22 protein-coding genes and 1 pseudogene are annotated in these 20,325 nt (G+C 73.3%); 10 read left to right on the top strand and 13 right to left on the bottom strand.

Annotation, left to right across the window (positions count from 1 at the left end; all coding sequences use genetic code 11):
- Positions 1 to 373: 373 nt before the first annotated feature.
- The gene (locus tag ACFY01_RS04960; protein WP_390734242.1) at positions 374 to 1,288 is read left to right on the top strand and encodes a hypothetical protein; all 915 of its coding nucleotides are present in this window, start codon (positions 374 to 376) and stop codon (positions 1,286 to 1,288) included.
- Here the strand turns inward: ACFY01_RS04960 and ACFY01_RS04955 are convergent.
- Positions 1,278 to 1,437: pseudogene (locus ACFY01_RS04955) on the bottom strand (SDR family oxidoreductase); the annotation flags it as partial. The gene ACFY01_RS04960 and the pseudogene ACFY01_RS04955 sit on opposite strands and share 11 nt — an antisense overlap.
- A 198-nt stretch (positions 1,438 to 1,635) precedes the next feature.
- Positions 1,636 to 2,043: a nuclear transport factor 2 family protein gene (locus ACFY01_RS04950; protein ID WP_390734241.1), complete on the bottom strand. Its 408-nt coding sequence runs from the start codon at positions 2,041 to 2,043 to the stop codon at positions 1,636 to 1,638.
- A gap of 70 nt (positions 2,044 to 2,113) precedes the next feature.
- Between ACFY01_RS04950 and ACFY01_RS04945 the strand changes: the two genes are divergently transcribed.
- Together ACFY01_RS04945 and ACFY01_RS04940 are read left to right on the top strand one after the other, a co-directional pair.
- Complete coding sequence (locus ACFY01_RS04945; RefSeq protein WP_390734240.1) at positions 2,114 to 2,677, top strand: PadR family transcriptional regulator; 564 nt, start codon at positions 2,114 to 2,116, stop codon at positions 2,675 to 2,677.
- Between the two features lie 5 nt (positions 2,678 to 2,682).
- A complete protein-coding gene (locus tag ACFY01_RS04940) occupies positions 2,683 to 3,426 on the top strand; it encodes a class I SAM-dependent methyltransferase (RefSeq protein ID WP_390734239.1) in 744 nt (247 codons plus the stop codon).
- Here ACFY01_RS04940 and ACFY01_RS04935 read toward each other — a convergent pair.
- From ACFY01_RS04935 to ACFY01_RS04905, 7 genes are all read right to left on the bottom strand, one after another.
- A complete protein-coding gene (locus tag ACFY01_RS04935) occupies positions 3,404 to 4,165 on the bottom strand; it encodes a GntR family transcriptional regulator (protein WP_390734238.1) in 762 nt (253 codons plus the stop codon). The two genes, ACFY01_RS04940 and ACFY01_RS04935, sit on opposite strands and share 23 nt — an antisense overlap.
- 131 nt (positions 4,166 to 4,296) lie before the next feature.
- Complete coding sequence (locus ACFY01_RS04930; protein WP_390734237.1) at positions 4,297 to 5,472, bottom strand: serine hydrolase domain-containing protein; 1,176 nt, start codon at positions 5,470 to 5,472, stop codon at positions 4,297 to 4,299.
- A 109-nt stretch (positions 5,473 to 5,581) separates the two neighbouring features.
- Positions 5,582 to 5,986 carry a nuclear transport factor 2 family protein gene (locus ACFY01_RS04925; protein ID WP_390734236.1) on the bottom strand — a complete coding sequence of 135 codons (405 nt, stop codon included), beginning with the start codon at positions 5,984 to 5,986 and terminating at the stop codon, positions 5,582 to 5,584.
- Positions 5,987 to 5,996: 10 nt separating this feature from the next.
- Positions 5,997 to 6,965: an acetylxylan esterase gene (locus tag ACFY01_RS04920; RefSeq protein WP_390734235.1), complete on the bottom strand. Its 969-nt coding sequence runs from the start codon at positions 6,963 to 6,965 to the stop codon at positions 5,997 to 5,999.
- Positions 6,966 to 7,074: 109 nt separating this feature from the next.
- Entirely contained in the window at positions 7,075 to 7,653 is a 579-nt protein-coding gene (locus ACFY01_RS04915; protein WP_390734234.1) for a hypothetical protein, read from the bottom strand.
- Positions 7,654 to 7,878: 225 nt separating this feature from the next.
- Entirely contained in the window at positions 7,879 to 8,667 is a 789-nt protein-coding gene (locus ACFY01_RS04910; RefSeq protein WP_390734233.1) for a ferredoxin reductase, read from the bottom strand.
- Complete coding sequence (locus ACFY01_RS04905) at positions 8,660 to 9,265, bottom strand: sulfite oxidase-like oxidoreductase (RefSeq protein ID WP_390734232.1); 606 nt, start codon at positions 9,263 to 9,265, stop codon at positions 8,660 to 8,662. The genes ACFY01_RS04910 and ACFY01_RS04905 overlap by 8 nt, the downstream gene beginning before the upstream one ends.
- 184 nt (positions 9,266 to 9,449) lie before the next feature.
- Here ACFY01_RS04905 and ACFY01_RS04900 point away from each other — a divergent pair, with 184 nt between their 5' ends.
- Positions 9,450 to 10,376, top strand: coding sequence for an NADP-dependent oxidoreductase (locus ACFY01_RS04900; protein WP_390734657.1), 927 nt, complete (start codon positions 9,450 to 9,452; stop codon positions 10,374 to 10,376).
- Positions 10,373 to 11,098: a GNAT family N-acetyltransferase gene (locus tag ACFY01_RS04895; protein ID WP_390734231.1), complete on the top strand. Its 726-nt coding sequence runs from the start codon at positions 10,373 to 10,375 to the stop codon at positions 11,096 to 11,098. Before ACFY01_RS04900 ends, ACFY01_RS04895 begins: the two co-directional genes overlap by 4 nt.
- Before the next feature lie 189 nt (positions 11,099 to 11,287).
- Here the strand turns inward: ACFY01_RS04895 and ACFY01_RS04890 are convergent, their stop codons facing one another.
- Complete coding sequence (locus ACFY01_RS04890; RefSeq protein ID WP_390734656.1) at positions 11,288 to 11,689, bottom strand: MarR family winged helix-turn-helix transcriptional regulator; 402 nt, start codon at positions 11,687 to 11,689, stop codon at positions 11,288 to 11,290.
- A 323-nt stretch (positions 11,690 to 12,012) separates the two neighbouring features.
- Between ACFY01_RS04890 and ACFY01_RS04885 the strand changes: the two genes are divergently transcribed.
- Positions 12,013 to 12,810, top strand: a complete 798-nt coding sequence (locus ACFY01_RS04885) for a putative protein N(5)-glutamine methyltransferase (RefSeq protein ID WP_390734230.1) — start codon at positions 12,013 to 12,015, stop codon at positions 12,808 to 12,810.
- Here the strand turns inward: ACFY01_RS04885 and ACFY01_RS04880 are convergent.
- Positions 12,807 to 14,891: a SpoIIE family protein phosphatase gene (locus tag ACFY01_RS04880; protein ID WP_390734229.1), complete on the bottom strand. Its 2,085-nt coding sequence runs from the start codon at positions 14,889 to 14,891 to the stop codon at positions 12,807 to 12,809. The two genes, ACFY01_RS04885 and ACFY01_RS04880, sit on opposite strands and share 4 nt — an antisense overlap.
- A gap of 233 nt (positions 14,892 to 15,124) precedes the next feature.
- Here ACFY01_RS04880 and ACFY01_RS04875 point away from each other — a divergent pair, with 233 nt between their 5' ends.
- Both ACFY01_RS04875 and ACFY01_RS04870 read left to right on the top strand, forming a co-directional pair.
- Positions 15,125 to 16,009, top strand: a complete 885-nt coding sequence (locus ACFY01_RS04875; protein WP_390734655.1) for a hypothetical protein — start codon at positions 15,125 to 15,127, stop codon at positions 16,007 to 16,009.
- A 95-nt stretch (positions 16,010 to 16,104) separates the two neighbouring features.
- A complete protein-coding gene (locus tag ACFY01_RS04870) occupies positions 16,105 to 16,479 on the top strand; it encodes a hypothetical protein (protein ID WP_390734228.1) in 375 nt (124 codons plus the stop codon).
- A gap of 67 nt (positions 16,480 to 16,546) precedes the next feature.
- Here ACFY01_RS04870 and ACFY01_RS04865 read toward each other — a convergent pair whose 3' ends face one another.
- Positions 16,547 to 16,957 (bottom strand): tautomerase family protein, encoded by a 411-nt coding sequence (locus tag ACFY01_RS04865; RefSeq protein WP_390734227.1) that lies wholly within the window; start codon positions 16,955 to 16,957, stop codon positions 16,547 to 16,549.
- Positions 16,958 to 17,124: 167 nt separating this feature from the next.
- On the opposite strand from ACFY01_RS04865, the gene ACFY01_RS04860 reads away from it, so the two are divergent.
- A complete protein-coding gene (locus tag ACFY01_RS04860; protein ID WP_390734226.1) occupies positions 17,125 to 19,140 on the top strand; it encodes an FAD-dependent oxidoreductase in 2,016 nt (671 codons plus the stop codon).
- A gap of 41 nt (positions 19,141 to 19,181) precedes the next feature.
- On the top strand, positions 19,182 to 19,745 hold the full coding sequence (locus ACFY01_RS04855; protein WP_390734225.1) for a PadR family transcriptional regulator: 564 nt from the start codon (positions 19,182 to 19,184) through the stop codon (positions 19,743 to 19,745).
- A 23-nt stretch (positions 19,746 to 19,768) separates the two neighbouring features.
- Here the strand turns inward: ACFY01_RS04855 and ACFY01_RS04850 are convergent, their stop codons facing one another.
- Positions 19,769 to 20,308: a hypothetical protein gene (locus ACFY01_RS04850; RefSeq protein WP_390734224.1), complete on the bottom strand. Its 540-nt coding sequence runs from the start codon at positions 20,306 to 20,308 to the stop codon at positions 19,769 to 19,771.
- Positions 20,309 to 20,325: the final 17 nt, after the last annotated feature.

The raw sequence follows: 20,325 nt of genomic DNA, 5'->3' as shown, positions 1-20,325 counted from the left end.
GCAATCATGGGCCGACTGGCCGGGAAAATCGCTTTCATCAGTGGGACGGGAGCCGGAACAGGCCGGCCCGCGGCACAGGTTTTCGCGGCGAAGGGCGCACTTGTATTCGGCTGCGACATCGACGAGAACGCAAGAACGCGGCGCGAGCGGCGGCCGGGGCCGACGAGCCGGCGGTGCAGGCCGCCTCCGCGTAGCACGCCGTACCACCGACGAGGCCGGGGCCCGCCCCTCGGCCTCGTCGTGTTCCCGGTCACCGCTCTCGCCCGGTCGGCAGGCCGAGCCCGATTGTCATCGAGCCGCACCAGATGTCCCCAGACCATAACGATCCCTGACGTGACGGGACTTGACCGCCCACATGCATTATCTTCACGTCATGTCCACGCCGCCCTCGCCGCCGCAGCCCGACCAGCCGTCGGACGCGCCCGCTCAGCCGACCGCGTACCCCTACCCCAACCCGCAGTCGCCGCCGCCCGGCGAGCCGGCCGGTTTCCCGCCCCCGGCGTCCCCGGCGGTTCCGGGCCAGGCCCCGCAGGGCTTCTACGCCTACCCGACGCTGGTCGGCCAGCCGGGGCAGGCCCAGCCCGGCCAGCCGCAGCCGGGCAACCCCTATACGCAGCAGGGTCCCTACGGCCCGGTGCCGGTCCCGCCGCCCGGTGGGGGCAGCGGCGGTGCCGGACGGGCGGTCCTGTGGGCCGTGGTCGGCGCGGTGGTGGCCTCGGCCGCCTGGGCGGGCGGCGTCTTCCTGATCGGCGGCAAGGACAGCGCTGACCTGCGCGGCTACTCCGCACCCACGAACCTCTGCTCGGGCGGCGACTACTCCTCCTTCAAGGACGAGTACCCCGACAACGACACCTCCCCGACCCACAACTCGCTGAAGGCCGACGCCCTCGACGAGGGCTACTGCAGCCTCAGCCTGAAGAAGACGGGTTCGAGCTACGCGGACGCCTACCTGACCGTCCAGATGGACCTGCACAAGAAGACGGACCCCGGGCCGGAGTTCACGGCCACCTGGAAGAACTACGACAACAGCCACTCCGGTTACGACGTCCAGAACGTGAACGGCATCGGTGACGAGGCGTACCTCGTCACCCAGGACACCACCAGCGGCTCCTCCAGCGGTTCCCGCTACGCCACCCTGGCCGTGCGGGACGGCTGGATGACGTACACCATGAGCTACAGCGCCTATCTGTCCTCGTACGACGCGGACAAGGACCCGCCGAAGCTCGACGAGGTGTCCGACTGGCTGAAGTCGGACACGAAGGCCACCTTGGAGAACCTCAAGGGCTGACCCCGTCCAGCGCGTCCGTGATGGCCTTCACCCCCGCCGTGCGCCGCGTAGCCGCCGTCGACGGTGATCTCGGCGCCGTTGACGTACGACGCCTCGTCGGAGAGCAGGTAGACGACCAGGGGCGCGACCTCGTCGACGGTGCCGGGGCGGCGATCGTGAAGCTGGACGGCGGATCCACCTGGACGGTCACCGGCACCTCGTACCTGACGTCGCTCACGATCGCCGCCGACGCGGCCGTGCGGGCCCCGCGCGGGAGGACGGTGACGCTGACGGTCGACGGCACCCCGGCGCACCCTCACACCGGGCACCACTTGCACGGGTGCGCTGACCCTCACCGTCGCCTGACGTCAGGAGGCGGAGGCCGAACGGGCCTCCGCCTCCTTCGCGATCGTCTCGAACTGGGCGCCCATGGCCGCCGCCAGGGCCTGCGCGGCCGACAACGGGCGCACCATGACCGTCAGTTCGTCGATCAGGCCGTCCTCGTTCAGATGGATGAAATCGCAGCCGGTCAGCTCCCGGTCGCCCACCCGGGTGGCGAAGACCAGCGCGTGGTCGCGTCCGTCGGCGCCGGCGAGCTCCCGCTCGTAACGGAAGTCCTCGAAGACCCGCGCGACCCCGCGCAGGATCGCCGCCGTGATCGCCTTGCCCGGGTACGGCTTGAACACGACCGGGCTGGTGAAGACGACGTCCTCGGCCAGGAGCGCCTCCACGGCGTCCATGTCGCCCGCCTCGACCGCCTCGCGGAACGCACGCATCGGACCACCTCATAGTCAATTAGTTGAGTAGGTGCGGATGAGAATAGTCACCTGCTGTTAGCGTGTCCACATGTCTCTGAAGTACGCCGTCCTCGCCGCTCTCCTGGAGGGTGAGGCCTCGGGCTACGAGCTGTCCAAGGTCTTCGACGTGTCCCTGGCCAACTTCTGGCCGGCGACCCCGCAGCAGCTCTACCGCGAGCTGGAACGGCTGGCGGGGGAGGGGCTGATCGAGGCCCGGGTGGTGCAACAGGAGCGACGGCCCAACAAGCGGATGTTCACCCTCACCGAGGCCGGCCGCGCGGACCTGCGCTCCTTCGCCGCCGAGCCGCCCCGCCGGCCCACCGCCCTGCGCGACGAGCTCTTCGTGAAGATCCAGGCGATGGACGGGGTGGACCCGGCCGTCACCCGCGAACTGGTCGAGGAGCGCATGTCCTGGGCGCGCGGCAAGCTCGACCGCTATCTGCGCGTCCGCGACCGCCTCCTCGACGGCCGTACCGAGGAGGAGTACCTGAGCGAGTCCGACCGCATCGGCCCGTATCTGACCCTGATGGGCGGGATCGCTTTCGAGGAGGCGATCCTGCGCTGGTGCGAGCGGGTTCTGGCGGTCCTGAAGCAGCGTGTTGCCCTAGGGTGATCCGGATGTTCAGCCCCGAAGGACCCACCCTGCGCGAACTCGCCGCGCAGGCGCTGTCGTCCGTCGAGCACGGCTACGACCTGCTCGCCCCGAAGTTCGACCACACCCCCTTCCGGACGCCGGACGAGGTGCTGGAGCCGGTGGCGCAGGCGCTCGCCCGGCTCGGTCCCTTCCCGGACGGGCTCGACCTGTGCTGCGGGACCGGCGCCGGTACGGAGGTGCTGGCACGGGTGTGCCGGAACAGCGTCACGGGCGTCGACTTCAGCGCCGGCATGCTCGCCGTCGCCCGGGAACGGGTCCGCCCCGCCGGGCCCCGGGTGTCCTGGGTACGCGGTGACGTCCGCGCGCTGCCGTTCGCGGCCGCCTTCGACCTGGTGGTCAGCTTCGGCGCGTTCGGCCACTTCCTGCCCCGTGAACTGCCCGGACTGTTCGCCCAGGTGCGCTCGGTGCTCCGCCCGGGCGGCCGGTTCGCGTTCGTCGTGCCCGCCCCGCCGAGGCCGACGACTCCGGCGTACTGGACGCTGCTCGGCTTCGACGCGGTGATGCGGGTGCGCAACGCCGTGTGGCGTCCGCCGTTCGTCATGTACTACCGCGCCTTCCGGTTCGGGTACGTGGTGCGGGAGCTGGAGCGCGCCGGCTTCGTGGTGGGGCTGCACGCCCTGCCCGAGCTGGGGCGGCGCGCGGACGGCAGCCCGCGCGCCCGGCTGGTGGTGGCGCGCGGTGGCGTCACCCCGCCGCCGGCACCGTGAACTCGTAGACCAGGGTGTCCCGCTGGGCGTCCACCACGAGATCGGTGATCTCCAGCGGCCGGGCGAACTGGTCGTGCACCCGGCGGGTCACCCGGACCGAGGAGGCGTCGGCGACCTGGCTGATGGAGTCCCGGTGGTGCAGGGTCAGACCGGCCTTGCGCATCCAGTCGTAGGCCCGCCGCAGATGCGCGGCCGCGGCGCCGTCGGCACGGTCGCGGTACCGGCCCAGCTCGGCCACCTCGGACAGGGCCACGGCGGAGAAGGACGTCACCGCGGTGCGTACGGCGCGGCCGTCGGGCGTGGCGGACTCGTAGCGGTGCACCAGGGTCGGCCGGTGCGGGGCGAGACCGAGGGCGGCGGCATGGTCGGGCGGGGGAGTCTCCCAGGTGACGGTGGCCCGGCCGACCGCGCCCGGATCGGCGCTGCGCGCGCCCACCGGGAAGGCGAGCGACACCGGGTCCTCCACCGGCAGGCCGGGCAGGGTCGCGTGGCTGCCCCGCCGGTCGGTGGTCACCAGACCGTCGCGGCGCAGCACCTCCAGCGCCTGCCGGACGGTCTCCCGGCTGACGCCGAAGTACTCCGCCAACCGCCGCTCGCCCGGCAGCCTTTCACCTGGCGGAATGGTTCCCTCGCGCAGTTCGCCGAGTAATTGCGTCGCGATCCGCCAGTAGAGCGGCTCGTCGTCGGTCTGCGGGTGGTCGTGGGTCTGTGGGTGGTCCTGGGGGGTGGTGCGGGCCATGCCGCGCCTCCTGTTGGTGACAAGACGTAGCCGTGCGGGCTCATTGCGCGACCACATCTAGCATTGGTCTACACCAGCAGGGAAGGGTGGCCCGCCGGTTCGGCCGAAAACCGAACCGCGGGCCGCGGGCGTCACAGCGCCCGGTACAGGGCGTCCACCAGTGCACGCTTGCGCGGGTCGTCGGCGATGTGCGGCCCCATCCGGTTCATCACATAGCCGAGGGACGCGCCCGCCTCCGGGTCGGCGAGCCCGCAGGAACCGCCGAAGCCGTCGTGTCCGAAAGCGCGCGGATTAGGGCCGTACGAACCGTTCGGGCCGCTCAGCCACAGCCCCAGCCCGACCTCCGTCTCGCGCTCGAAGCCGGCCCCCAGCACCAGGTCACGACAGCTGCCCTGGCCCTCGCGCACCCGCTCGGCCGCCTCGGCGGACAGCACCCGCAGGCCGCGGTACGTCCCCCGCCCGGCGAAGACGCCGTACAGCTCCGCGACCGCCCGCGCCGTGCCGTGACCGTTGGCGGCCGGGATCTCCGCGGCCCGCCACTCGGGCGTGTTGGCCTCTTTCGCGCCCACCGCGGGATTGGTCAGCGCCGCGATGGCCGCGGGCGCCAACTGGCTGAAGATCGCGGCCTGTTCGCCGCTCGACGCGGCCCGCGGATGCACCAGCTCGGCCGCCCGGCCCGCCTCCCGCTCCGGCAGGCCGATCCGGAAGTCGATCCCGAGCGGCCCGGTCACCTCCCGCTCCAGGAACGCCCCCGGCCGCAGCCCCGAGACCCGCCGGACCACCTCGCCCACCAGGAAGCCGTACGTCAGCGCGTGATAGCCGGACCGCGTCCCCGGCTCCCACCACGGCTCGGTCGCCGCCAGCCGCGCGGTCGTCAGCTCCCAGTCGTAGAGCTCCCGCAGCGAATGCGGCTCGCGCGGGCCGGAGAGTCCGGCGCGGTGCGACAGCAGATGCCGTACGAGGACCTTCTCCTTGCCCGCCGCCGCGAACTCGGGCCAGTAGTCGGCCACCGGCGCGTCGAAGTCGAGCAGCCCCCGGTCGGCCAGGATGTGCGCACACAGCGCCACCGGTCCCTTGGACGTCGACCAGACGTTGACCAGTGTGTCCCGCTGCCACGGGCGGCTGCGGGCCGCGTCCGCCCAGCCGCCCCACAGGTCCACCACCGTCTCGCCGCCGACCGTCACCGCCACCGCGGCGCCCAGCTCCTCCCGGTCCCGGAAGTTCTCCTCGAACGCCCGCCGCACCGCCGTGAAGCGGGCGTCGCAGTGGCCGTGCACCCGTACCTCGTGAGCCTCGTCCCCGGACATCAGCCCTCCGTCGTCCGTCGTGAGCCCGGGCCGCGACGCTGCGACCCGGGCCCCCTGAACGTACCGACTGGTCGGACTGGAGGGAAGGGCGGGGAAGGGCCAAGGACGGTCAGCGGAAGAACAGCCTCCCGGTGGGCTCCCGGTGACCGTCCGCCGTGTGCCAGTAGTCCCGGGTCTCCACCGCGCGCCCCTCCTCGTCGAACCGCGCGAAGACGCAGCCCGCGAGCGTGGACGGCACACCGTCCTCCTCCGCCAGGACCAGGAACTCCGCCACCGCGACGCCGTCCGCAGCGACCACCGGCGTCGAGAACCGCACACCGGTCACCCGTTCCTCGACGAACGACCAGCGCAGATACGCCCCGAGCGCCTCCCGCCCGCGGTGCGGCTCACGGAACGGCATCGACCGGTGCACGCAGTCCTCCGCGTACAACTCCAGCAGCGCCGCCACGTCGTGCGTGGCCCAGGCCCGCTCCCAGACCCGGACGAACCGCTCCGCGGCCTCCTGCGTGTCCATCCGCCGCCCCTCAGGCGTACGACCGCAGCCAGCGCAGCTTCGCCGCCTCCTGGTACGGGCCGCCGCCCTCGTGGTCGTTGAAGTCGTACACCTCGATCCCCTTGTCGTCGTGCGCCCAGGCGTTGAACGCCGCGAAGATCGTCGACGGCGGGCAGGTCTGGTCCTCCAGGGCCGTCGAGAACAGGGCGGGCGCCCGGCCGCGGGCCGCGAAGTGGACGCCGTCGAAGTAGGACAGCGTGCGCAGAACGTCCTCGGTCCGCCCGCGGTGCGTCTTGAGGTACAGACCGATCTCCCGGTACGGGTGCCGGTCCGTCAGGGTCGCCGCGCGCGGGAAGTCGCACAGGAACGGCACGTCCGGGGCGACCGCCACCAGGTCCGGGACCAGCCCGCCCACCGCGAGCGTGATGCCGCCGCCCTGGCTCCCGCCGGTCGCCACGGTCCGCGCCGCGTCGGTGAGCGGATGCGAACGGGCCGCCTCGACCGCGCGCACCGCGTCCGTGAACACCCGGCGGTAGTAGTAGTTCTCGGGCGCGTCGACGCCCCGCGTCATGAAGCCGGGGTACGCCGGCGAGCCCCCCACCGGGTCGGCGGTGCCGCCCCCGCCGCCCCAGGCGCTGCCCTGGCCGCGCGTGTCCATCACGAAGTGCGCCCGGCCCGTCGACGCCCACAGCAGGTGCTCGTGCGGCAGCCCGCGCCCGCCGCCGTAGCCCACGAACTCCACCACCAGCGGCAGCGGCTCCGCGGCGTCGGCGGGCAGGGTCAGCCAGCCCTTCACGGGGTGACCGCCGAACCCGGCGAACGTCGCGTCGTACACCGACACCGTGGACAGCCCGGTGTCCACCGGTTCGAAGCGGGCGTCCAGGTCGTGCTCGCGTGCCTCCTGGAGCGTCTTGGACCAGAAGGCGTCGAAGTCCTCGGGCTCGGCGGACTCACTGCGGTACGCGCGGAGTTCGTCCAGGGGAAGATCGAACAGGGCCATCGACAACCGCCTTTGAGTGAGAGCGTGCGGGTGATCACACCGTACGTGGGTGATCGGAGGACCCGCCAGGCCCATGCTCCGGGCACCGCGCCCCCATCTCCCGGCCGGGTCAGGCCCGGCGCCGGGTCCAGTCCGGCCCCGTGCGGGCCCACTCCCGCTCCCACTCGTCCATCCGGTGCCGCAGCGAGACGTGCCGGGCGATGCCGTGGCCGAGGAGGAGCACCGCCGCCGCGCCGCCCGCCACGAACACGCCGACGCTGACGGTGTGCTGCCAGACCGCGACGTCGTCCGGCGGCGGGGCGACGCCGCGCCCCCGGGAGTCGAACCACACGTCCACCACGTCACCCTGACGCGCCCCCGCCGGGACCCGGGCCGACGCCGTACGCGTCCCCTTGCCCGGCTCCGCCCAGCGCACCGTCGTCCGGTAGGCCTGCCGGTCGCCCACCGAGGGCAGCCGCACCGGCGCTTCGCCGATCACCTCGGCACGGACGCGATGGCGTTCCGCCCGCTGCGCCGCGGCCACGGCCGCCACCCCTTCATGGGCCCACAGGCCCGCCAGTGCCCCGGCCAGGGGCGCCCCCACGAACATCAGGACGGCGACGGCCAGCGCCGTCCACGCCTCCACGACGTCCGACCGGCGTCGCAGCGGATTGCGCCGCCAGCGCCATCCGCGCACCCGGGTCCGCATGTCGACCTCCTCGCCGTCACCCGAGCCGAAGGACCGGTCGGCCCCCGCCGGAGCCGGTCCGCCCCTCCCGCGCACGTCGCACGCATGCGAGCGTCCACACCGGTCTCGTACCCCGTACGGAGCAGCTCGCTCACCCGTGGACCCACCACGTCGCGGCGGAGCCGAGCATGGCAAAGGGCCCCACAGCGCCGCTGGACGCGCACTGGCGCGCCTGAGGCCCGCCGGTCAGCCGAAGCGTTCGATGCGGATCCGGTCGACGGGCTGTCCCGCCGCGACGAGCAGCCGCGAGGCATGCTCCGCGAAGCCGTTGGAGCCGCACACATAGGCCTCCCACCCACCAGGAGGCTGCTCGGCCAGGAGCGGCGCCACATGTGCGGCCGCCACACGACCCACCGGCACCCCCTGCGGCGCCCGGCGCGTGAACACGGCCGTCGTCTCCGCGCCCAGCTCGCGCGCGTAGATCAGCTCCTCGGGGGTCCGCGCGGACACCACCATCCGCAACGGCACGGTCAGGCCCCGCGCCCGGTGGTGCCGCACCATCGACATCAGCGGTACGACCCCGGAGCCGGCGCCGACCAGCAGCGCGGGCCGGTCGCCCGGCCAGGCGAAGAAGCCGCTCAGCGGGCCGCGCACCTCGACCGTGTCACCCGGCCTGGCCACCGTGTGGAACCAGCCGGAGACCTCGCCGCCCTCGACGTGGTCCAGGGTCAGCTCGACGTGTCCGGAGCCGTCCGGCGCGGACGCGATGGAATAGTGGCGCTGCGCCACATAGCCGTCCTCGGCGGTGAGCCGCAGCATCAGATGCTGCCCGGGCAGGTGCCCCGGCCAGGCCGGCACGGCGAGCCGGAAGGTGGCGGCACGGGGCGTCTCCCGCCGGATCCCGGTGAGCGTGGCCGTCCGCCACACCGAGGCGGCCGGGTCGCCGACCTCGATGCGTCCGGGCACCGCGAAACGCGTGGGGGGAGTGAACGTCTTGGTGGTCGTGAACGTCGTGGTGGTCACCGTCTCAGTCACCGGAGTACCGCTGCTCCTCCCAGGGGTTGCCCCGCGCGTGGTAGCCGTTGCGCTCCCAGAAACCCGGCTCGTCGTGGTCGAGCAGCGTGATGCCGGCGATCCACTTGGCGCTCTTCCAGAAGTACAGGTGCGGCACCAGCAGCCGGGCCGGCCCGCCGTGCTCGGGCGAGAGCGGCTCGCCGTCGTAGTCCCACGCGATCCAGGCGCGCCCGCCGGTCAGGTCGGCCAGCGGCAGGCCGGCGGTGTAACCGGTGTGCGAGTAGGCGACGGCATGGGTGGCGGACCCATGGGGCCGGACCGCGTCGAGGAAGGCGTCCAGTGACACGCCCCCGAACCGCACCCCGAACTTCGACCAGCCGGTGACGCAGTGGATGTCGCCCTCGTACGCGGACCCGGGCAGCGCGTGCGCCTCGTCCCAGTCCCAGGTGCGCGGCTCGGCCACCAGCCCGTCGATGCGGAACGTCCAGTCGGCGGGCGCGAGGTCGGGGGTGACCTCGGCGGACAGGACGGGCCAGTCGTCGCCGGCGTCGTACTGGCCGGGCGGCAGCCCCGCACGGCCGGCGCGCGGGCGCCCGGTGAAGCCTCGGGTGACGTTCATGCTTCAACCGTACGTTGTCCCCGGCCGTGCTCCGTCCCTGGTCAGTGGCGCTCGCGGGAGCCCGATCATTGCGGCCGTGTGAACTCCCGGCCGGTTGGGGAATAGCCCTCCCGCGTTCCTCCTTGGCGCTGAGTGCCGTCGCCGGCGCCTCGGCGACAGCAGCGCGAGGAGAGTGAGGAAGCAGATGCCCAAGGCGTACGTCTTCACGCGGTACGGCGGACCGGAGACCGAGGCCCTCGTGGACGTGGACCGGCCGGCCCCCGGCCCCGGTCAGCTCCTGGTCGCGGTCCGCGTGGCGGGCGTGAACCCGGTGGACTGGAAGCTGCGCACCGGCTACCGCCGCCCCGGTGAGACCGGCGAGCGCGAGTTCCCCGCCGTGCTCGGCAACGAGGTCTCCGGCGTCGTCGAGGAGATCGGCGAGGGCGTGAGCGGGTTCGCCGTCGGGGACGAGGTCTTCGGCAACACGGCCGCCGGAGGGTACGCCGAGTACGCGCTGCTGCCCGCCGCGGTGACCGCGCACAAGCCCGCCGCCCTCTCCTTCGCCGACGCCGCCACCCTGCCGGTCGCCGCCGCCACCGCCTACGACGGCGTGCGCCAGCTCGCCCTGCCCGCGGGCGCGACGCTGCTGATCACCGGCGCGGGCGGCGGGGTCGGGGCCGCCGCCGCACAGATCGCCCGCGCCTTCGGGCTGCGGGTCGTGGGGGTCGCGAGCGAGGGCAAGAGGGAGTTCGTCCAGTCACTGGGCGCCGTGCACGTGCCCTCCGGGCCGGACCTGGCCCCGCGGGTGCGCGCCGTCGCGCCCGCCGGCGTGGACGGCGTCTTCGACCTCGTCGGCGGCGAGGTGCTCGCCGAGGCGGCGGGCCTGCTCACCGACCGGACCAAGCTGATCACCGCGGGCGCGCCCGAGCCGACCGTGGCGGACCTCGGCGGCGCCCGGGTGGCCCGCGCCCGCACCGCCGCGGTCCTGGACGCGGTGGCGGAACTGGTCGTCAAGGGCGACCTGGACCCGCACGTCACCCGGACCTTCCCGCTGGAGCGCGCCGATGAGGCCCTGCGCGCCATCGAGGAAGGGCACGCCCTCGGCAAGATCGTGATCGAGGTCGCCCGGTGACCGCCGTGACCCCGCACGTCCTCGACAACCCCGCTCTCGCCTCACTGACCGGCCCGCACGCCCGCTTCGCCGAGCGGCGCGGCCGGGTCCTGCGCTACCCCGTCGACGTGTCCCCGTGGCTCGCCCTGCCCCACCGGCCCGACGCCGGCGACTGGGCGGACGTCGCGGCGCTGGCCGGACCGGGCGCCGAAGTGCCGCTGGCCGGCTTCGGCGGGCAGGTCCCGGACGGCTGGGAGATCACCTTCCACATCGAGGGCGTCCAGCTGGTGGACGAGGCACTGGCCGCCGCCCCGGACGCGGAGGCGGTCCGCCTCGGCCCCGCCGACGTACCCGAGATGCTCGACCTGGTCGAGCGCACCAGGCCGGGCCCCTTCCTGCCCCGCACCGTCGAGCTCGGCACCTATCTGGGCATCCGGCGCGAGGGCGCCCTGATCGCGATGGCGGGGGAGCGGCTGCACCCGCCGGGCTGGACCGAGATCAGCGCGGTCTGCACCGACCCCGCCTTCCGCGGCGAGGGGCTGGCGACCCGGCTGATCCGTGCCGTCGCGCACGGCATCCGGGAACGCGGCGAGACTCCGTTCCTGCACACCGGCGCGGGCAACACGGGCGCCATCCGGCTGTACGAGTCGCTGGGATTCCGGCTCCGCCGCCGCACCGCTTTCCTCGCGGCCCGGGTTCCCGAGCGGCTGGCCGACGGGCTGGAGGCCGTGCCGGTGGCGTGATCCGGCGGCCCCGGCGGTTCGCCTCGACGGGCGAACCCGGCGCCGCGGCGGCCGGCGCGTCCGTGGACGTCGCGAAGCGGCTCGCCGGAGTCCACCGGCCGGGCTCCTGGCGGGAGGCGCGGGGAGCCCGGCCGGACAGCGCCGACGCCCTCAGGACCCGGCCGCGGCAGCTCGCCGCGGCGATGCCGCTCACTCCGCCCCGGTCACCTCCGGCGGCTCGGCGTTGTACCGCTCCAGGTACGCCGCGAACCGCGTCAGGTCCTCCTCGGGCCAGTCGGCCAGCCGCTCCCGGAAGGCCGCCCGGCGGCGCCGGGTGACCTGGGCCAGGATCTCCTGGCCGGCCTCGGTCAGATGCAGCAACTGGACCCGGTGGTCCGCCGGGTCCAGGCGGCGCTCGATGAGCCCGGCCCGTTCGAGCGCGGACACCTGACGGCTGACCGTGGACTTGTCCAGGGCGTGGTGCGCCGCGAGGTCGGTGGCCCGGCAGCTGACGACCTCCTCCAGATGCCCGAGCAGCGTGTACGACACCAGCGTCAGCTCCGGGTGCATGCGCCCCGCCGAGGCCCGGGCCCGCCGGGCGAAGATCGTCATCTCCCGCTGGATGGTCTCGATCGCTGTCTGGGCTGCTGTCACGGGTCCGCCTCCTCCACCCTTCTGGTTGCAGAATACAACTAGCCTGCGGGTGTGCCGCCGGTGTTCCGCCGGGGCGAACTCCGCGCGGCCGACGCCCGATCCGGCTGGGGTAAGGTGGCCGTCGGCCGCGGACGATCCCGGCCACAGACCGTCGAGGAGGTGAGACCCATTACCGCTGTGTCAGCCGGGGTGCTCTCTCCTCGCGACGGAACGGATCACCCGCACCGGTGACCGTGAGAGCGCCCTTCGGCCCCAGGCCCGAAGAAAGGCTCTCGGCTTCCATGCCCCCTCTTTCTCCCTTCTCGCCCGACGACGTCGTGACGGCGTTGCGCGCCGCCGGCTGCGTCTTCGCCGAGGACGAGGCGGAGTTGCTCCTCGCCGCCGCCCGCACCCCGGACGAACTCGCCTCGATGGTGGACCGGCGCGTCGCCGGGCTGCCCCTCGAACACGTCCTCGGCTGGGCCCGCTTCCACGAGCTGCGCATCGCCGTGCGGCCCGGCGTCTTCGTACCGCGGCGCCGCACCGAGTTCCTCGTCGACCAGGCCCTCGCCCAGGCGCCGGACGCGGCCGTCGTCGTCGACCTGTGCTGCGGCTCCGGCGCGGTCGGCGCGGCGCTGGCCGCGGCCCTCGGCCGGGTCGAGCTGCACGCCGCCGACATCGACCCCGCCGCGGTGCGCTGCGCCCGCCGCAACGTCGCCCCGTACGGCGGCCAGGTCCACGCGGGCGACCTGTTCGGGGCGCTGCCCGGCGGCCTGCGCGGTCGCGTGGACATCCTCGCGGCCAACGTTCCGTACGTCCCCACCGGCGAAGTGGGACTCCTGCCCGCGGAGGCCCGCGAGCACGAACCGCTCGTCGCCCTCGACGGCGGCCCCGACGGCCTCGACGTCCTGCGCCGGGTCGCAGGCGAGGCCCCCGACTGGCTGGCTCCCGGCGGCTGTCTGCTGGTCGAGACGAGCGAACACCAGTCGCCGGCGGCCCTCGACGCCTTCACCCGGGCCGGCCTGACCGCGCGGCTGGCGGTGTCGGAGGAGCTGTACAGCCATGTGGTGATCGGCGTGCGGCCCGAGCGCGGGGCCTAGGCCTGGTCCAGCTCCTGCGCCCGTGCGATGAGGAGCGCCACGTCGTCGTGGTTGTCGGGGTGGTGCAGCGTCCCCAGGAGGAGGTCGCAGACCTCCTCCAGTGGGCGGGCCGGGTCGTCGAGGAGGGAGAGCAGGGCGTCCAGGCGTTCGTCCAGCGAGTGCCGACGCGTCTCCACCAGGCCGTCGGTGTAGAACACGAGCTCGTCGCCGGGGACGAAGTCGACGGTGACGGTGGAGAAACCCACGCCGCCCACGCCCAGCGGCACCCCCGTGGGCAGGTCGAGCAGCTCCGGCGGGCGGCCGGGACGCACGCGGGCCGGGGGCAGGTGCCCGGCGTTGGCGATCCGGCACTGGCGCAGATGGGGGTCGTGGACGGCGTACACACAGGTCGCGATGGAGTGGTCGAGCCCCGAGGTGGTCTTGTCGAGGTGCTCCAGGAGCACCGCGGGATCCAGCCCGAGCGAGGCCAGCGTCGTCGTCGCGGTCCGTAGCCGGCCCATCGTGGCGGCGGCGCTGATACCGCTGCCCATCACATCGCCCACGACCAGTGCCGTCCTGCCGTCCTCCAGGGGGATGACGTCGAACCAGTCGCCGCCGACCTCGCTGGTGGCCCCGGCCGGCTGGTAGCGGGAGGCCACCTCGAGGCCGGTGGTCGCCGGCGGACGGCCGGGCAGCAGGCTGCGCTGGAGGGTGAGCGCGGTGTCGCGGGCGTTCTGGTACCAGCGGGCGTTGTCGATCTGCACGGCCGCGCGGGCGGCCAGTTCCCGGGCGAGCAGCAGATCGTCCTCGCCGAAGGGCTCCGGGTTCCGCGTGCGCTTGAGGTCGAGGGCGCCGAGCACCTCGCCGCGCGCGATCAGGGGTACGGCCAGGTACGAGTGGATGCCCGCCCGGTCCAGCAGGGCGGCCGCCTCGGGGGAGCGGGCGATGCGCGGGAGGTCCTCGTCCTTCACCCGCGCCACCAGGACCGGGCTGGCGGTCCGTACGCACTCGGTGACCAGCCGGTCGGGCGCGTAGCGGGCGATCTGCCCGGGCGGGTCGGCGGCCCGCAGGGCGTCCTCCGCGTCCTCCGCGCGGACGGCGAGGGCCCGGATCACCGCCGGTTCGGACGGCCCGAGGGTGCTGCGGCGGCCCTCGACGACCGCGTCCAGCAGGTCCACCGCCGCCACGTCCGCGAGTTCCGGCACCGCGACCTCGGCCAGCTCGCGGGCGGTGCGCTCCAGGTCCAGCGTGGTGCCGATCCGCGCCGAGGCGTCGGCGATCAGGGCGAGGCGGCGCCGAGCGGTCTCCGCCTCGATGCCCGCCCGGTACTGCTCGGTGGTGTCGACCATCGACGCCGCCACGCCGAGCACCGTGCCCGTGGCGTCCTCCAGCCGGTACAGCGACACCGACCAGGCGTGGTCCTCGTCCGGGTCGGCCGGGGTGCGGCCCACCGTGGACCGGTCGACGAGCGGCGCGCCCGTCTGAAGCACACGGCTGGCCGCGGACTCCAGCGCGTCGGCGTCCAGCAGCGGCACCACCTCGCGCAGGGTCCGCCCGACGTGCTCCTCGGCGGGCACGCCGTTGATCTTCTCCAGCGCCGGGTTGACCGAGACGTACCGCAGCCGTGTGTCCAGGACGGCCAGTCCGATCGGCGACTGCTGCACCATCCGCCCGGACAGCGCCAGGTCCTGCTCCATCCGGCGGACGGTCGACTGGTCCGCGGCCAGACCCAGCGCGTACACGGCCCCACGGTCGTCCAGCAGCCGCATGTTGCGGAACTCCACCAGGCGCGTGCTGCCGTCCTTGTGCCGGATGGGGAAGCCGCCGGCCCAGCCCTGCCCGGTGCGCAGCACATCGGCGAAGAGCTCGCCGACCAGGTGGACGTGCTGCTCGTGCACCATCAGCCGGGCCGCGTACCGCCCCAGCGCCTCCTGCGCCGACCAGCCGAACAGCTCCTCCGCCTGGGGGCTCCACAGCACGATGCGCCCGTCGGAGTCCAGCACCACCGAGGCCACGCCCAGTACGTCGAGCAGCCCGCTCGGGCGCACCGGCCCGCGCAGGGGCTCACCGCCCGCGCCCACGGGAGCCTCGGCTGCACTCATGCCACGCACCGCCTCTTGCCGTCCGCACGGCACGCCTTTCCCAGTGCCGTCTCCCCTTGTTCTACCGTGCCCGCGCCGGACTCTCCGACGCAGCCGCCGACTTTCTGCACCGCGACGGCACAGAGTTCACGCCCCTGTTGCGCCATTGGTCTGTACATGACCATGCGCTCGGTCCAGACTGTCGGCCGACCGGTCACCACCCCCCGCCCGAGGAGTCGGCCATGCCCGCGCCCCTGCCCGCGCCCGCCCGGCAACGTTGTCACACAGCCCTCAGTGCACTCGTCGTCGCGGCCACCGTCGCCGCGCTGTCCCTCACCGTGTCCGCCGCGCCCGCCTCCGCCGCCGACACCTGGACCGAGACCGGTTCCGACCGCGCCGATCCGCTCACCGAGAGCCAGGGCCTGACCTCGGTCGAGGTCCCGGCCGGCAGCCCCAACCGGTACACCGGCATCGGCACCATCCCTTCCGACGTGAGCAGCCGCGGCTGGAACCACGTCGGCGACCCCGACGCCTCGTACGGCGGCTACTACATCGAGCCGTACCAGCGGGACTCCGGCAACTCGAAGATGTTCCGGGTGCAGGCACCCGGCGGCGCCTGGTCGGAGTACGTCCACACGCTGGGCCCCGGGGAGGCGCTGAACAACTCCTGGGTCGCGATCTCGCCCGACGGCCAGTGGATGCTGGCCGGCGAGTACGGCACGATGACCCGCTTCCTGGTCTTCCCGACCCCGGGCGTGAACGCCTCCACCTCGCCCTCGGCGAACCTGCCGCAGGTCTCCACCGTCAACCTCGACCACGCCGTGCGCGACGTCCAGGGCTGCGACTTCTCCGGCCCGACGACGCTGCTGTGCTCCTCCGACGACCCCGCCGGCACGCTCTTCGGCATCACCAAGCCGCTCCTCCAGGTCGACCTGCCGGGCGCGCCGAACGGCACTGCGGACGTCTCCGGCCACGTCACGGCGCTGCGCCAACTGCCGCTGCGCAGCGCCTGCTCCGGCACCTTCGAGGCCGAGGGCATCGACTACGACCGGCGTACCGGCACCCTGCGCGTGATCGTGGTGTCCCCGGGCTTCTGCGTGCTCACCGACAGCAAGACGTACAAGTTCACGCGCGGCTAGAGGTGTGACGGGTGGTCGGTGGTGATTTCCTGGGGATGGACGCGGTTCGGCGGGGTACCCCGTTCCACCGCAGCGCGGCCAGGAAAGGAGCGATCATGAAGGACACGGAGCGGTCGCATCCGGAAACCGTCTCGGTGGAGATCAGCGGATACTCCAGGGACGACGCCCGACTCGTCTTCGAGGCGCTCAACGCCTGCTTCGCCTCGGACCGGGCTCCCGAAGAGGTGCCGCAGCAGCTCCACGAGAGCCGTCCGATGGTGTGGCTCGGCACCTACGACGTCGCGGACACCCGCGGGCAGGGCTGCCCGCCGGTGCACCTCGGCTCGCCCGTCCAGGCGGACGTCCAGGGCAGTTACTGGGCGGTGGACCGCTTCCGGCGCAGCCTGGACTCGATGTTCACCGTCCAGGAGACCTGCGCGGCCTCCGGCGACCAGGAGAGGGACCTCCACCTCCGCCTCGAAAGCCGCTGATCAGAGTCTCTGATCAGAGTCGCTGATCAGAGCCAACGGAGAGAGCCGCTGCCGGTCTTCCGGCTGCTCACGACGCCCCGGCCGCCCCACCGGCGCCCGGGGCGTACTGCGCCTCCCCGTGACCGAGGGACCAGTCGACCGACTCGTTCTCGGTGACGGTGACGAGCACATTGCGCGGCTCGGTGCCCGCGTAGGCGTGGGCGAGCTCCGCGATCCGCCGGTACATCGCCCGCTTCTGGCCGGCCGTGCGCCCCGACCGCATGGTGATCGCGACGAAGACGACCCCCTCGTCCCGGTGGATGCCGAGGTAGTCGTCGTGGCGCAGGGTGCCGGTGACGCCGTCGTGGCCGGTGAGGACCTGGAACCGGTCGTCGGGCGGGACGCCGAGGGTCTCCACCAGCGCCTCGTGGACGGCGCGGCCGAGGGCTTCCAGACGGGCGCGGTCGGTGCCGAGGGCGTCGATGCGGACGAAGGGCATGGAGGAGCTCCTGTCTGGGGCGGGCCGGGTGCGTGCGTCACATCGACTGTACATACTAGTAGTTACAAAGTGGCCGGACTCACCCTCACCGGTTTATGCAACTAGTTGCACAACGGCTCCCCGCTCCTCTAGAACAGAGCCAACACACCGCGCACGGAGGGCCCCCGATGAGCCGCTATCCCCACCTGCTGACCCCCCTCGACCTCGGCTTCACCACGCTGCCCAACCGGGTGCTCATGGGCTCCATGCACGTGGGCCTGGAGGAGGCCGAGCGCGGGTTCGAGCGGATGGCGGAGTTCTACGCGGCCCGCGCGCGCGGGGGAGTGGGGCTCATCGTCACCGGCGGCATCGCACCGAACGACGAGGGGCGCCCGGCTGAGGGCGGCGCCAAGCTCACCACCGAGGCGGAGGCCGAGCAGCACGCCGCCGTCACCGCCGCCGTGCACCGCGAGGGCGGGAAGATCGCGATGCAGATCCTGCACTTCGGGCGGTACGCCTACCACAAGGACCTCGTCGCACCGAGCCCCGTCCAGGCGCCGATCAGCCCCTTCCCGCCCCGCGAGCTCACCGACGACGAGGTCGAGCGGACCATCGACGACTACGCCCGCGCCGCCCGCCTGGCTCGCCGGGCCGGCTACGACGGCGTCGAGATCATGGGCTCCGAGGGCTACCTCGTCAACGAGTTCATCGCCGCGCGGACCAACCAGCGCACCGGCCGCTGGGGCGGCTCGTACGAGAACCGCATGCGCTTCCCCGTCGAGATCGTCCGCCGTGTGCGGGCCGCGGTCGGCGAGGACTTCATCATCGTCTACCGGCTGTCCATGCTGGACCTGGTCCCCGGGGGCTCCTCCCTGGAGGAGGTCGTCACCCTCGCCAAGGCCGTCGAGGCGGCCGGAGCGACGATCATCAACACCGGCATCGGCTGGCACGAGGCGCGCATCCCCACCATCGCCACCTCGGTCCCGCGCGGCGCCTACACCTGGGTCACCAAGAGACTCATGGGCGAGGTGTCCGTCCCGCTGGTGACCACCAACCGCATCAACACCCCCGAAGTCGCCGAGCGACTGCTCGCGGACGGCTGCGCCGACATGGTCTCCATGGCCCGCCCGATGCTCGCCGACCCCGACTTCGTGGCCAAGGCCGCCGCCGGAAGGCCCGAGGCCATCAACACCTGCATCGGTTGCAACCAGGCCTGCCTGGACCACACCTTCAGCGGACAGATCACCTCCTGCCTGGTCAACCCGCGCGCCTGCCACGAGACCGAGCTGGTCCTGACGCCGACCCGGCTGGCCAAGCGCGTCGCCGTCGTGGGCGCCGGCCCCGCCGGCCTCGCCTGCGCCGTCAGCGCCGCCGAACGCGGCCACCGGGTCACCCTCTTCGACGCCGCGAGCGAGATCGGCGGCCAGCTGAACGTGGCCCGCAAGGTCCCCGGCAAGCAGGAGTTCGACGAGACCCTGCGCTACTTCCGCCACCAGCTCGACGCGCACGGCGTGGACGTACGACTCAGCACCCCCGTCGAGGCCGAGGACCTCACCGACTACGACGAGGTCGTCGTCGCCACCGGCGTCGCCCCCCGCACCCCCGACATCCCCGGCGTCGACCACCCCCGCGTCGTGGGCTACCTGGACGTGTTGCAAGGCGGCGCCCCCGTCGGCGACCGGGTCGCGATCCTCGGCGCGGGCGGCATCGGTTTCGACGTCGCGGAGTTCCTCACCGACGGCGGCGACAAGGCGAGCGAGGACCCGGCGACGTACTTCCGGCACTGGGGCGTCGACACGGACTACCGCGAGCCCGGCGGCCTCGCCGCCCCCGAGCGGCCCACGCCGCCGCGCACCGTCCACCTGCTCCAGCGCAAGACCACCAAGGTGGGCGCGGGGCTCGGCAAGACAACGGGCTGGATCCACCGCACCGAGCTCAAGCACCGCGGGGTCACCATGGTCCCGGGTGTGCGCTACGACCGGATCGACGACGCCGGGCTGCACATCACCGTCGGCGAGGAGAGCACGGTCCTCGAGGTCGACACGATCGTGCTGTGCACCGGCCAGGAGCCGCGCCGCGGCCTGTACGAGGAGCTGGTCGCCGCCGGGCGCCCGGCGCACCTCATCGGCGGTGCCGACATCGCCGCCGAACTGGACGCCAAGCGCGCCATCAAGCAGGGTACGGAGCTGGCTGCGGCCCTGTAGACGACGCCGGAACGGCCCGGCGTCCTCCCTAGGATGAGTTCATGTCACTCCCGCACGCGATCCTCACCGCCCTGCTCGAGAAGCCGTCGTCGGGGCTGGAGCTGACCCGCCGGTTCGACAAGTCGATCGGCTACTTCTGGTCGGCGTCGCACCAGCAGATCTATCGCGAGCTGGGAAAACTGGAGGCCGAGGGACACATCCGCACCCTGCCGGCCGAGCAGCCGGCCCGCGGGCAGAAGAAGAGCTACGAGGTCCTGCCCGCGGGCCGCGCCGAACTGGCCCGCTGGACGTCCGAATCCCAGGACCCCAAGCCGCACCGCGACGCCCTGCTGCTGCGGCTGCGCGCGGCGGCGGTGGTCGGCACCGCGGGCCTGGAGACCGACATCCGCCGCCATCTGGAGCTGCACCGGCGGCAGTTGGCCGAGTACCAGGAGATCGAGCGGCGCGACTTCCCGCCGGACCGGGACAGCGCCGAGGACCGGCTGCGCCATCTGGTGCTCCGGGCGGGCATCGACCTGGAGACCTTCTGGACCGGGTGGCTCACCCACGCCCTGGCCGAGTTCGGCGAGCTGCCGCGGAACGCGGCCGGCGACGAGGGTGTCTGACGGGGGCGTGTGCGGGGCCCGGTTCAGAACCGGTACGGCTTCGAGCGGCGGCGCAGGATCCAGCCGGTGGCGACGAGAGCGATGCCGACCAGCGCTCCGCCCACGCCGAGGGTGACCGGGCCGTAGTCGTGGGCGGCGCCGCCCACACCGCCCATGACGCCGCGCGACGGCGACGGGGCGGACGTGGCGGAGATCGTCGGTCTCGAGGGCGGCGCGACGACGACCGCCTGCGTCCCCGCGGTGATGCCGTTGGAACACACGACCACGACGGTGTACGTCCCCGGGCTCACCCCCGACCAGGCGGCCGACTGGCTGATGGTCGTGCCCGCCAGGGCCACCTGACGGCCCTGGGCGAAGTTCGCCTGGCTGCTCGCGATCAGGGAGGCGTTGCCCCAGCTGCCGTTGTTCTGCGTGCAGGCGCTGGTCGTGACCGACACCGTGGACCCGGTGGTGCTGACGGAGATCCCCGAGACGGCGCCGGCCGGCCCGGTGAACCCGATCGGGAGCGCGGCGGCGGCCGCCGCGGTGAGGCCGGAGCGGAGGAGAAGTCGAGTAGTGCGCATAGGGCTGCCCTCCGGCG

This window comes from Streptomyces sp. NPDC001480 (assembly GCF_042894725.1).
GTDB lineage: Bacteria > Actinomycetota > Actinomycetes > Streptomycetales > Streptomycetaceae > Streptomyces.
This window is presented reverse-complemented; position numbering and strand designations above follow the sequence as displayed.

Coding starts and splice junctions, on each gene's coding strand:
- ACFY01_RS04890 (WP_390734656.1), bottom strand. CDS start 11,689: ATGACGATCTTCGCCCGGCGGGCCCGGGCCTCGGCGGGGCGCATGCAC.
- ACFY01_RS04900 (WP_390734657.1), top strand. CDS start 9,450: ATGCCCAAGGCGTACGTCTTCACGCGGTACGGCGGACCGGAGACCGAG.
- ACFY01_RS04850 (WP_390734224.1), bottom strand. CDS start 20,308: ATGCGCACTACTCGACTTCTCCTCCGCTCCGGCCTCACCGCGGCGGCC.
- ACFY01_RS04915 (WP_390734234.1), bottom strand. CDS start 7,653: ATGCGGACCCGGGTGCGCGGATGGCGCTGGCGGCGCAATCCGCTGCGA.
- ACFY01_RS04935 (WP_390734238.1), bottom strand. CDS start 4,165: ATGGCCCGCACCACCCCCCAGGACCACCCACAGACCCACGACCACCCG.
- ACFY01_RS04930 (WP_390734237.1), bottom strand. CDS start 5,472: ATGTCCGGGGACGAGGCTCACGAGGTACGGGTGCACGGCCACTGCGAC.
- ACFY01_RS04950 (WP_390734241.1), bottom strand. CDS start 2,043: ATGCGTGCGTTCCGCGAGGCGGTCGAGGCGGGCGACATGGACGCCGTG.
- ACFY01_RS04880 (WP_390734229.1), bottom strand. CDS start 14,891: ATGAGTGCAGCCGAGGCTCCCGTGGGCGCGGGCGGTGAGCCCCTGCGC.
- ACFY01_RS04960 (WP_390734242.1), top strand. CDS start 374: ATGTCCACGCCGCCCTCGCCGCCGCAGCCCGACCAGCCGTCGGACGCG.
- ACFY01_RS04920 (WP_390734235.1), bottom strand. CDS start 6,965: ATGGCCCTGTTCGATCTTCCCCTGGACGAACTCCGCGCGTACCGCAGT.
- ACFY01_RS04940 (WP_390734239.1), top strand. CDS start 2,683: ATGTTCAGCCCCGAAGGACCCACCCTGCGCGAACTCGCCGCGCAGGCG.
- ACFY01_RS04885 (WP_390734230.1), top strand. CDS start 12,013: ATGCCCCCTCTTTCTCCCTTCTCGCCCGACGACGTCGTGACGGCGTTG.
- ACFY01_RS04865 (WP_390734227.1), bottom strand. CDS start 16,957: ATGCCCTTCGTCCGCATCGACGCCCTCGGCACCGACCGCGCCCGTCTG.
- ACFY01_RS04855 (WP_390734225.1), top strand. CDS start 19,182: ATGTCACTCCCGCACGCGATCCTCACCGCCCTGCTCGAGAAGCCGTCG.
- ACFY01_RS04945 (WP_390734240.1), top strand. CDS start 2,114: ATGTCTCTGAAGTACGCCGTCCTCGCCGCTCTCCTGGAGGGTGAGGCC.
- ACFY01_RS04905 (WP_390734232.1), bottom strand. CDS start 9,265: ATGAACGTCACCCGAGGCTTCACCGGGCGCCCGCGCGCCGGCCGTGCG.
- ACFY01_RS04925 (WP_390734236.1), bottom strand. CDS start 5,986: ATGGACACGCAGGAGGCCGCGGAGCGGTTCGTCCGGGTCTGGGAGCGG.
- ACFY01_RS04860 (WP_390734226.1), top strand. CDS start 17,125: ATGAGCCGCTATCCCCACCTGCTGACCCCCCTCGACCTCGGCTTCACC.
- ACFY01_RS04870 (WP_390734228.1), top strand. CDS start 16,105: ATGAAGGACACGGAGCGGTCGCATCCGGAAACCGTCTCGGTGGAGATC.